This window comes from Pedobacter sp. PLR (assembly GCF_026239675.1).
Taxonomy (GTDB): Bacteria; Bacteroidota; Bacteroidia; order Sphingobacteriales; family Sphingobacteriaceae; genus Pedobacter.
Map to the genome: position 1 here is coordinate 614397 of NZ_JAPIVQ010000002.1, position 11665 is coordinate 626061.

General features: G+C 40.6%; 11 protein-coding genes. 8 read left to right on the plus strand and 3 right to left on the minus strand.

Features of this window, described 5'->3' with window-relative positions; genetic code table 11:
• Positions 1 to 82: 82 nt before the first annotated feature.
• From OQX61_RS06275 to purN, 3 genes are all read right to left on the minus strand, one after another.
• Positions 83 to 1105 (minus strand): rod shape-determining protein, encoded by a 1023-nt coding sequence (locus OQX61_RS06275; protein WP_008246482.1) that lies wholly within the window; start codon positions 1103 to 1105, stop codon positions 83 to 85.
• Between the two features lie 88 nt (positions 1106 to 1193).
• Positions 1194 to 2720: a bifunctional phosphoribosylaminoimidazolecarboxamide formyltransferase/IMP cyclohydrolase gene (purH, locus tag OQX61_RS06280; RefSeq protein WP_265840800.1), complete on the minus strand. Its 1527-nt coding sequence runs from the start codon at positions 2718 to 2720 to the stop codon at positions 1194 to 1196.
• Positions 2721 to 2865: 145 nt separating this feature from the next.
• A complete protein-coding gene (purN, locus tag OQX61_RS06285) occupies positions 2866 to 3444 on the minus strand; it encodes a phosphoribosylglycinamide formyltransferase (protein WP_265840801.1) in 579 nt (192 codons plus the stop codon).
• Between the two features lie 666 nt (positions 3445 to 4110).
• Between purN and rpsT the strand changes: the two genes are divergently transcribed.
• From rpsT to OQX61_RS06325, 8 genes are all read left to right on the plus strand, one after another.
• Complete coding sequence (gene rpsT, locus OQX61_RS06290; RefSeq protein ID WP_062550312.1) at positions 4111 to 4365, plus strand: 30S ribosomal protein S20; 255 nt, start codon at positions 4111 to 4113, stop codon at positions 4363 to 4365.
• A gap of 60 nt (positions 4366 to 4425) precedes the next feature.
• Positions 4426 to 5121 carry a DNA repair protein RadC gene (radC, locus tag OQX61_RS06295; RefSeq protein WP_265840802.1) on the plus strand — a complete coding sequence of 232 codons (696 nt, stop codon included), beginning with the start codon at positions 4426 to 4428 and terminating at the stop codon, positions 5119 to 5121.
• 6 nt (positions 5122 to 5127) lie between these two features.
• Positions 5128 to 5964: an endonuclease/exonuclease/phosphatase family protein gene (locus OQX61_RS06300; RefSeq protein WP_265840803.1), complete on the plus strand. Its 837-nt coding sequence runs from the start codon at positions 5128 to 5130 to the stop codon at positions 5962 to 5964.
• Between the two features lie 57 nt (positions 5965 to 6021).
• Positions 6022 to 8421, plus strand: coding sequence for a phenylalanine--tRNA ligase subunit beta (gene pheT / locus OQX61_RS06305; RefSeq protein WP_265840804.1), 2400 nt, complete (start codon positions 6022 to 6024; stop codon positions 8419 to 8421).
• 48 nt (positions 8422 to 8469) lie between these two features.
• The gene (locus OQX61_RS06310; RefSeq protein WP_265840805.1) at positions 8470 to 8760 is read left to right on the plus strand and encodes a hypothetical protein; all 291 of its coding nucleotides are present in this window, start codon (positions 8470 to 8472) and stop codon (positions 8758 to 8760) included.
• 32 nt (positions 8761 to 8792) lie between these two features.
• On the plus strand, positions 8793 to 9083 hold the full coding sequence (locus OQX61_RS06315) for a cell division protein ZapA (protein WP_062550307.1): 291 nt from the start codon (positions 8793 to 8795) through the stop codon (positions 9081 to 9083).
• 309 nt (positions 9084 to 9392) lie between these two features.
• A complete protein-coding gene (gene rny / locus OQX61_RS06320; protein WP_265840806.1) occupies positions 9393 to 10955 on the plus strand; it encodes a ribonuclease Y in 1563 nt (520 codons plus the stop codon).
• A 125-nt stretch (positions 10956 to 11080) separates the two neighbouring features.
• The gene (locus tag OQX61_RS06325) at positions 11081 to 11587 is read left to right on the plus strand and encodes an Mpo1-like protein (protein ID WP_265840807.1); all 507 of its coding nucleotides are present in this window, start codon (positions 11081 to 11083) and stop codon (positions 11585 to 11587) included.
• Positions 11588 to 11665: the final 78 nt, after the last annotated feature.

Here is an 11665-nt window from a genome sequence, read left to right on the forward strand (position 1 = left end):
AGTTTGCAAACTGAGTTTAAGTTTTAAGCTCCCTTGAAGGCTGAGGCCCGGAAATACATAAAACTTAAACTCAGGTTACTTTTTATTGCATTAAGAATTTATAACCACCAATGTTTTTCAGGGCGATGCCTGTACCACGTACTACTGCACGAAGCGGATCTTCAGCAACATGTACCGGAAGTTTGGTTTTTGCCGCTACACGTTTATCTAAACCACGTAACAAGGCACCACCACCTGTCAGGTAAATACCAGTCTGGTAAATATCTGCAGAAAGCTCCGGAGGAGTGATCTCTAATGCTTTAAGAATTGCTTCTTCAATTTTTGAAATAGATTTATCCAGACAATGCGCGATTTCAGTATAAGAAACGGTGATTTGTTTCGGTACACCGGTCATTAGATCTCTTCCCTGAACAGCGAAATCTGCTGGTGGATCAGTAAGTTCCGGCAATGCCGCACCTACTTCAATCTTGATTTTCTCCGCAGTACGGTCACCAATCATGATGTTATGCTGACGACGGATGTAATTCACGATGTCAGAGTCAAAGTTATCACCGGCAACGCGGATCGACTGGTCGCAAACGATACCTGATAACGCGATTACTGCGATCTCCGTAGTGCCACCACCTATATCGATGATCATGTTACCCATCGGCTCTTCTACGTCAATTCCGATACCTACAGCAGCTGCCATTGGCTCGTGAATCAGGTAAACTTCTTTAGCGCCTGCAATTTCTGCTGAATCTCTTACTGCACGTTTCTCTACCTCAGTGATACCGGAAGGGATACAAATTACCATTCTTAACGAAGGGAACATCCATCCTTTACCACCATTCAGCATGCGGATCATTCCTTTGATCATCGCTTCTGCGGCATTAAAATCGGCAATTACACCATCTTTCAGTGGTCTTACCGTACGGATATTATCGTGCGTCTTCCCCTCCATTTGCATGGCCTGACGGCCAATAGCGATGATTTTGTTTGTTTGTCTGTCGAAAGCAACAATAGATGGTTCATCCACTACTACTTTGTCATTATGTATAATTAGAGTGTTAGCCGTACCTAAATCGATAGCTACCTCTTGTGTAAACCAATTAAATAAACCCATTTATTAGGTGATAATTTAAGTATTAAAAATTCTGTATACTATAGTAATGTAAAACTACGTCTTTTTATTGTATTCGCAGTTAAATAAATTAGTGTTTAAAATGTCTAATACCCGTGGTAACCATTGCAATGCCTTTCTCATTTGCCATATGGATTGAGTCAGCATCTTTAATAGAACCACCTGGTTGTAAAACGGCAGTAATACCTGCTTCAGCTGCAATTTCTACACAATCAGGGAATGGGAAGAATGCATCAGATGCCATTACCGAACCTTCCAGCGGGAAGTTGAACGCATTTGCTTTCACGATGGCTTGTTTTAAGGCGTCAACTCTGGACGTCTGACCAACACCACTTGATAACAACTGGTTGTTTTTTACAAATACAATGGTATTAGATTTGGTATGTTTTACAATTTTATTGGCAAAGAAAAGATCTTTAAGTTCTTCAGCAGTAGGAGCTTTGTCCGTTACTGTAGTCATTTGATCTGCATTTTCAATGATTAAATCTTTGTCTTGTTCAATCACACCATTCAATAAAGTTTTGAATTGTTTTTTGCTCAGTTCTACTTCATTTCTCTGTAAGATCACTCTGTTCTTTTTCGCGCGGAAAAGCTCAACAGCTTCCGGCTGATAAGCAGGGGCGATCAATACTTCGAAGAATAATTTGTTGATTTCTGTAGCAGTAGCTAAGTCGATCTCGCGGTTAGCGATTAAAACGCCACCAAAAGCACTTACCGGATCACAGGCTAATGCAGTGTCCCATGCTTCTTTAATGGTTGCTTTTGAAGCGACACCACATGCATTGGTATGTTTTAAGATGGCAAATGTAGGCTCTTCGAATTCATCGATTAAAGCTACAGCAGCATCTACATCAACAAGGTTGTTGTAAGAAAGCTCTTTACCGTTCAATTTAGTGAACATGGCATTTAAGTCGCCGTAAAATACACCTTGCTGGTGTGGGTTTTCGCCATATCTTAATACCTGTGCAGCATTGATGCTTTGCTTGAATACATTAAGGGGCTCTTCAGTATTGAAATAGTTGAAGATGGCAGTATCGTAGTGAGAAGAAGTATGGAAAGCTTTCTTCGCATAAGCTTTACGCTGAGCGATGGTAGTTTCTCCTTCTTGTTCTTCTAATTGGTGTTGTAAGGTTGCGTAGTCGTCTTTTGAAGCAAGAATAACCACGTCATTGAAGTTTTTAGCAGCTGCTCTGATCAGAGAGATACCACCGATATCAATTTTCTCAATGATTTCTTCTTCAGAACCACCAGCTTTTAAAGTTTCTTCGAATGGGTATAAGTCCACAATAACCAGGTCGATTTCAGGGATCTCATATTCATTGATCTGCTCCTGATCTGAAGCCAGGCTTCTTCTGTTTAGAATACCACCGAAAACTTTAGGGTGTAATGTCTTTACCCTGCCTCCTAAAATAGAAGGATAACCTGTAAGGTCTTCCACTGCTGTAACCGGCAGATTTAGGTCTTTAATAAATTGTTCGGTACCACCAGTAGAGAATAACTGCACACCCTGTTTAGCTAACAGGCGAACTAAAGGTTCTAAACCATCCTTGTAATAAACTGAAATTAAAGCGTTTTTGATCTTTATCGATTGACTCATTAGAGAAAAATTTTGAGCCGCAAAAGTACCCATTTTTCTTTTAATGTCAAATGCTTATTTGCAGTATATTAAAGGAAGATTATCTTTCTAAACCTAACGCCCTTTTTTGCGCAGTTTTTAGAAAGAAATCAAGCCGGTTTTTCTGCTATTTTTTGATCTTTTTGATGATTGATTCTACGATGCGTGGATAATGGTTATGCTCCAGTTGCTGCCCTTTGAATTTGATCATTTCCAGGTTGTCGTCTTTTTCAATCCGGTATTTTGCCTGATAAATGTACTCCCCTTCATCGTAGTTTTCATCCACATAATGAATGGTAATACCACCTTCCGGTTCATTTGCCTCCATTACTGCATGGTGCACATGATCGCCATACATGCCTTTTCCGCCAAATTTAGGAAGGATGGCAGGGTGAATGTTGACAATACGTCCGGGGTATTCCTGAATCAGGTTTTTTGGAATCAGCCACAGGAACCCGGCCAGTACAATCAAATCGATTTCTAAATTTTTCAATAAATCAGTGATCTTGTCGGTATGGTAAAATTCATTCCTGTCGAAGATGTGAGAAGGGATTTCGAAATTATCTGCGCGTTGTAATACATAGGCGTCAGGGTTGTTGGTCAGTACCAATGCGATTTCAGCTTCCGGGTGATGTTTGAAATGCTCCATTAGCTTCTGGGCATTAGAACCCGAGCCTGAAGCGAATATTGCGATGCGTTTTTTCATAGGTGCATTTTATTTAAGTGAAATCAAGCTGGTTCTGCCGTAGTATAAAAAGGCCGGTAATAATTTTTCAAAAATAGTATTTTAAGGCTTCATTGAAAGCTTTTTGTTGCTTTTTGTCTTTTTGTAGCCGGGGGTAGGAAAGGTTAGGCTTTCCGGACCGGGGGGAGGCTGCTGATTGTAGTCGGGTTGTAGTCGGGAAGACCGGCCTCTTCGGATAGGGTTCGGTATAGGTTGAGAAATGGTTGCTGGTAGCTTGGTATAGGTTTGGCTATCCGAACCCATGCTGATAGATTAGCCAACCCTAAGTAAAAATGGGGCTCTTCCCGCACAGTAGCAGAGCGCTTTTCATGCTTTTCGTACTTTTTCGGTTTATGTCGATTTTTCTGTTACCTTTGTCGCAGAATGCAAAACAGCTGTAGGGCTTTGCGCATTCTCGATAGCGGATGCTTTATCAGGAATTGAAATTTTTAAACATTCTGAGCTTTCTAAAGTATTATAAATCAAGAATTAAGATTTATTGAAAATATTTACGAGTTCATTTTGCATATTAAAAACATTAATTCTATATTTGCAGTCCGAAAAAAAGGAAAAACAAAAGGCTGGTAGCGGTTGGGTTTGTGCCCAATATTCTTGAAAGCTTTAAAAGGAATATTATAATATTGAAAAATGGCAAATCATAAATCTTCGTTAAAAAGAATTAGAGCAAACGCAACTAAACGTTTACGTAACAGATATCAGGCAAAAACTACTCGTACCTTTATCAAAAGGTTACGTGCTGCTGAAGATCAAAAAACAGGAAAAGAGTTATTACCGAAAGTAATCTCTATGTTAGATCGTTTGGCTAAGAAAAATGTTATTCACAAGAATAAAGCAGCTAACAACAAATCTAAATTGACTAAATTTGTTAATGGCTTAAAATAAGCATAGCTTTACAATATTATAGACGGGATGTGCTTATGGCATATCCCGTTTTTTTTGTTTATGGCTATATATGAACCGAGAATAGGAATTAAGCAATGGGCAGAAGCAGACCGGCCCCGGGAGAAGCTAATGCTTCATGGGCGGCGGCACCTGACCGATGCGGAGCTGATTGCAATATTGATCGTTTCAGGGAATACGGAAGAAAGCGCTGTAGATTTGAGTAAGCGTATTCTGGCTTCCTGCAATCATGACCTGGATGCATTGGGGAGATTGGAGGTTAAGGATTTATGTAAGTTCCGTGGAATTGGCGAGGCAAGGGCGATCTCGATCGTTGGCGCATTGGAGCTCGGCCGAAGGCGCAAACCAGGGACTACAGAAATGGTCAGGATCCTGAGCGCTCATGATTGCCACCGGGAGCTTTCTCCGGTACTGACCGATTTACCACACGAAGAATTCTGGATCTTACTGCTCAACAGAGCCAATCAGGTAATTACAAAACATCAGGTCAGTAAAGGTGGGTTAACGGGAACGGTAGCAGATCCGAAAGTGATCTTTAAGATTGCGCTGGAGCATAATGCCGCCTATGTGGTGCTGGCACATAACCACCCCTCCGGAAATTTAAAGCCCAGTCCCGAAGACCTTTTACTCACCCGGAACCTGGTGTCAGCAGGAAAGTTACTGGACCTGCATATCCTTGATCACTTAATTATTACAAACAAATCTTTCTTTAGTTTCAATGATGATGGCTTAATTTAGCCAGCCATGAAGAAAATCATACAACTCAGCATCGCTTGTCTGCTTATGGTAATAACGGCCAGCGCACAACAAGGAAAACCGTTTAATGTGATGTCTTATAACATCCGTTTAAATGTAGCTTCTGATGGCGTAAATGCCTGGCCAAACCGCAAGGATGAGGTTAAAGCTTTGGTTAGGTTTCATGATGCCGATATTCTTTGTGTACAGGAAGCTTTGCCTTTGCAGGTGGATCAGCTGTTGGAAAATACGAATTATGCGATGGAAGGCGTAGGTCGTGAAGACGGGAAACGTGCCGGGGAATTTTCTGCCATCTATTACGATAAGTCGAGGTTTACAAGAAAAGACGGTGGTACATTCTGGTTATCGGAAACGCCTGATCAGCCTTCTAAAGGCTGGGATGCTGCATTGAACAGGATTTGTTCCTGGGTGAGGTTGTATGACCGCCTTAATAAAAAGGAATTTCTGGTCTTTAATACCCATTATGATCACATCGGTGTGCAGGCACGCATTGAGTCTGCGAAGCTGATCAAGAAGAAAATACAGGAAATTGCACCCGCCCTACCAGTGGTGCTGACCGGAGATTTAAACGTTACTCCGGAAACGGAAGCGATTGCGACGATCAATTCTTTCCTTACAGATACCAAAACTGCTTCCATTGAACCTCCTTATGGTCCGGTGGGAACTTTTAATAACTTTAAGTTTGACAGCCCTTTGCAGCATAAGATTGATTACATCTTTGTGAACAAAGGTTTTAAGGTGTTAAAGTTTGGTGTGTTATCAGATAGTAAAAATTTGAGGTATCCATCAGACCACTTACCAATTATTGCCCGTTTATCTTTCTAAGAGGTTTACACCGACGGCATTATTTTATATCTTTGCATTTTATACTGAACATATAACATGAAGATATCATACAAGTGGCTGACACAATTCCTGACAACTGATAAAACTCCTGAAGAACTTTCCTTAATCCTGACTAATATCGGGCTGGAAGTAGAAAGTCTGGAAACCGTACAACCGATTGCAGGTGGTTTAGAAGGTTTGGTGATTGGACACGTCATCAGTTGTGTGCAACATCCTAATGCGGATCGTTTACGTGTAACTACAGTAGATGTAGGTACCGGAACAAATATCCAGGTGGTTTGTGGTGCGCCAAATGTTGCTGAAGGGCAGAAGGTGGTTGTGGCTACCGTAGGAACTACCGTTTACCCAAATGACGGGGAGCCTTTCAAGATCAACAAATCAAAGATCAGAGGCGAAGTTTCAGAAGGTATGATCTGTGCAGAAGATGAAATCGGATTGGGTGTTTCTCATGACGGGATTATGGTGCTTCCGGCAGATACAGTGCTGGGCATCACTGCTAAGAGCTATTTCAATCTGGAAGACGATTATTTGTATGAAATCGGATTGACGCCTAACAGGGCTGATGCGGCTTCCCATTTAGGTGTGGCAAGAGATTTAGCGGCTTACTTACGTACTCCCTTAACGATGCCTGATGTTGCTGCTTTTAAAACAGCTAATGAAAGTCTGACGATTCCGGTGACCGTTGAAGATACAGAAGCCTGCCCAAGATACAGCAGTGTTTCTATTTCGGGTGTAACGGTAAAAACTTCTCCGGACTGGTTACAGGATAAATTGAAAATTATCGGCATTCGTCCGATCAATAATATCGTAGACATCACCAATTATGTATTGCATGAATTGGGACAACCTTTACACGCTTTCGATGCCGACCAGTTAACAGGCGGAAAAGTTATCGTGAAGAAATGTGCGGAAGGTACTCCTTTTGTAACGCTTGAGGGAATTGAACGCAAGCTTTCAGCAGAAGATCTGATGATCTGTAATGCAGAAGCGCCTATGTGTATTGCCGGTGTATTTGGGGGTAAAAACTCAGGTGTAAGCGAAACTACGACTAGCATCTTCCTTGAAAGTGCTTATTTCGATGCTAAATCGGTGCGTAAGACTTCAAAAAGACATAACCTAAAGACTGATGCTTCTTTCAGATTTGAGCGTGGTACTGATCCGGATATGACGGTTTTCGCTTTGAAGCGTGCAGCCTTATTAATTCAGAAGCTGGCTGGTGGAGAAATCTCTTCTGCTGTTTCTGATATTTATCCAACTCCGGTAGCGGCATTTGATGTAGAAGTAAACTACAACAATATCAATAAACTGATTGGTGTGGAGATCCCTCATGAAGAGATTAAAGCAATCATCACGGCATTGAGCATGGAAGTGGTTGCGGAAACTGCTGAAGGTCTTTCTTTAAAAGTACCCACTTACAAAGTAGATGTAACCCGCGAATGTGATGTTACGGAAGAGGTATTGAGAATTTACGGTTACAATAATATTGAGATTCCAAGTAAGGTGAATGCCTCTTTATCTTACGGTACCAAGCCGGATAAAGAGCAAACACAACACGTGATTGCGGATATGTTAACTGCAAACGGTTATTTGGAGATCTGGTGTAACTCGCTGACTAAAGGTGCTTATTCTAAAGTACCGGAAGAAGCAGTTCAGATTCTGAATCCATTAAGTTCAGACCTGAACGTAATGCGTCAGGGCTTGTTAATGCCTGCTTTAGAAAGTGTAGCGTATAACCTGAACAGGAAAACAACCGATATTAAGTTTTATGAATTCGGTAAGACTTATCATTTGATCAATGAAAAATACGTAGAACGTCCGCGTTTACTGATTGTATTGTCTGGATCTAATCAATCGGAGCAATGGAATCATAAGCCATCACCGGTAACTTTCTATCACCTGAAAGCAGCTGTAGATGCCATAATCGGACGTATGGGAATTACCAATTACCAGTCTGAAGAAGTTAATGATGAGAATTTCGCTTATGGGCTGAAGTATTTCAGAGGCGACAAAGCGATTGTTACTTTTGGTGCGGTGACTGCGGCTGATCAAAAAACTGCGGATGTGGAGAAAGATGTATTTTACGCAGATTTCGACTGGGCATTGATGCTTGACATCATCAGAAAGAATAAAATTGTGAACAGGGAAGTGTCTAAATACCCAGCGGTAAGAAGAGATTTATCGATGTTGGTAGACTTAGATGTGACCTTTGATCAATTGAAAACTATTGCTTTTAAAACAGAGAAGAAGCTGATTAAGAGCGTACAGGTGTTCGACGTTTACGTTGGAGACCGTTTGCCGGAAGGAAAGAAATCTTATGCCTTGAACTTCACTTTGCAAGACGAGGAGCAGACCCTAACCGACAAGCAAATTGATGCGGTGATGCAAAAGATTATTTCTAACTTAGCGCAAACAGCAAAAGCGGAAATAAGAAAATAATTTATTGCTTTTATATATTTTTTAGATTAGTACAAAAACTTTAATAACATGTCTTCGGTTGCCGATCAATTAAACTCCGTATTGCAAAAAACAGCTCGTGTAATAGAGCTCTGTAATGCCTTACAGGAAGAAAACGATTTATTAAAGCAAGAAAATCAATCTGTAAAAGTAGCACTCGATAGCTCCAAAATTCAACGTGCAGACCTGGAAGAAAAGCTCCGGGTACTGAAGTTGGCGAAGAGTATTGAGGGTACAAGTGAAAAGACACTTGATATAAAGCAAAAAATTAACGATTTTGTGCGTGAAATAGATAAGTGCGTGGTCTTACTGAAGAAGTAAGGAAAACAGAAAAAGTGAAACAAAGCTAAGAAATGGGAGAAATCTCTATAAAAATAACTATTTCCGATCGTATCTATCCTTTAAAGGTAAATACGGAAGAGGAAGAAATTGTGAGGCGGGCAGCAAAGATTATCAATGAGCGCATAAAAGACTATCAGGAAAATTATGCGGTTAGAGATAAACAGGATTTGCTTTCTATGGCAGTGCTGCATTATGCAACAGCAGTACTGAGGGTAGAAAACAAAGTTCAGGATCAGGATACTGTAGTCGCCGAAAAGGTAGAGGAACTGGATAGTTTATTAAATGATTTTTTCTCCAAATAGGATCGTTCTTTATATGAGTTAAGATTAGCACAACGATATAGCCGCAGCTAGATTTTTGAGTTTCACAATTTTAAAAACTTAACACTTCAATATTTATAGAATTAAGAGGGTGTATTTCATCTGCATTTATGTACCTGAAAATGACTTAAATTCTAATTATAACTCGTTGAGGTTTTTAATACGTGGGACTCTTAAAATTGGTTGCGGTTTTTTTTACAGGCAAAATTTACGTTGCCGTAACGGGAAAGGAACACCAATAGCTGTTCAGCCCTCGCGGCAAGGGAAATATATAAATACAGATGAATTAAAATGGAAATAACAGGAATAATTGGATATGTACTGGCCGGCTTAGTTGTTGGTGTAATAGTGGGTAGATACCTGCTGCGTACCTTGCTTAAAAACCAGGAGATAGCAGCACAGACCAAAGTAAAAAAGATTCTTAAGGATGCAGAACTTAAAGCTGAAATTCTAAGGAAAGACAAAGCTCTGGAAACAAAAGAGAATTTTTTAAAGTTGAAAACTGAGCATGATCAGGAAATAAACACAAAAAACAACCAGATTAATCAGCGTGAAAACGCGATGAAACAGAAAGAACAATCTGTAAATCAGCGTTTGGAAAACATGAACCGTAAGGAACAGGAGCTGGATAACCATAAAAAGAACCTGGAAAAGCAAACAGAAGTTGCGCTTAAAAAACAGGAAGAAGTAGACGTGTTGAAAAATCAGCATGTGAAACAGTTGGAAACCATTGCTGGTCTTAGCGCTGAAGAAGCGAAAAACCAATTGGTAGAAAACATGAAGCAGGAAGCCCGTACACAGGCGATGATTCAGGTGAAGGATATTGTTGATGAAGCCAAACTAACTGCAACGAAAGAAGCGAAAAAGGTGGTGATTCAAACGATTCAGCGTACCGCAGTAGAAGCAGCGATTGAAAACACAGTTTCTATCTTCCATATTGAAAGTGATGAGATTAAAGGTCGTGTAATTGGTAGAGAAGGACGTAATATCCGTGCTTTAGAAGCGGCTACAGGAATTGAAATCATCGTTGATGATACACCGGAAGCAATCATCTTATCTGGTTTTGACCCGGTAAGAAGAGAGATTGCCCGTTTGGCACTACACCGTTTGGTAACGGATGGCAGGATTCACCCTGCACGTATCGAAGAGGTCGTAGCAAAAACTAAGAAACAAATTGAAGATGAGATCGTGGAGATCGGTGAACGTACCGTGATCGACTTACAGATTCATGGTTTACACCCGGAGCTGATCAGAATGGTGGGACGTATGCGTTACCGTTCTTCTTATGGACAGAATTTATTACATCACTCCCGTGAAGTAGCTAATTTCTGTGCAACGATGGCTGCTGAATTAGGCTTAAACGCTAAAATGGCGAAACGTGCCGGATTATTACACGATATAGGTAAAGTACCTGATGATAACCCTGAATTGCCTCACGCAATCTTAGGTATGCAACTGGCAGAAAAATATAAGGAACATCCTGAAATTTGTAATGCCATTGGTGCTCACCATGACGAGATCGAGATGACTTCTATGATTTCACCAATCGTTCAGGCCTGTGATGCCATCTCTGGTGCGCGTCCTGGTGCCCGTCGTGAGGTAGTAGAAAGCTATATCAAGCGTCTGAAAGAACTGGAAGAACTAGCCCTTTCTTACCCTGGTGTAGAGAAAACTTTTGCCATCCAGGCAGGTAGAGAACTTAGGGTAGTTGTAGAAAGTGAAAGAGTAACGGATCAGCAGGCAGAATTGTTAGCAGCCGATATCTCTAACCGCATTCAAACAGAAATGACGTACCCGGGTCAGATTAAAGTCACAGTAATCAGGGAAACCAGATCTGTTTCTTTTGCGAAATAATTGACAATCAGCGCTTAAGTAATTAAGCACACGAATATTTAAAGCGAAAGCGGTGGAATTATCCATCGCTTTCTTTATTTTTAAAAAAATCCAATATCGGATAGCCACAAAAGATGAAGAATCACATGAAGACGAAAGCAGTAGAGAAAAGCAAAGTGGATGTTCTTTTTGATAAATACGCAGAAAGCCATCAAAATCATACCAATGAATTGATCCATTGGATATGTGTACCATTAATTGTTTTTAGCTTGTTGGGTTTAGTATGGGCGATTCCTTTTCCACACCTTGCCTTCCTCGGGAAGTACAATGGTTTTGTGAACTGGGCATCCTTCCTGATCGCTTTCTCGGTGTATTATTACTATAAGCTTTCCCCAATCATGTCTTACCTGATGCTGTTATTCATCTGCCTGATGTCGTTCTTTATCGTGATGCTGGAGAAGTGGGAACTAGCAGGCGGACCGGCAGTATGGCTGGTTTGTGCAGTGATCTTTGTAGCTGCCTGGATCGGCCAGTTTATCGGCCATAAGATCGAAGGAAAGAAACCTTCATTTTTAGAAGATGTTAAGTTTTTGTTAATTGGCCCAATTTGGTTATTGCACTTTATATGCAAAAAAATAGGGTTAAAATATTGAGCCAAACCCCATTTAACATGAAATTAACACTGTGATAAAGAAATGGTAATTTCCAGCTAATATAGACCTAACATTGTG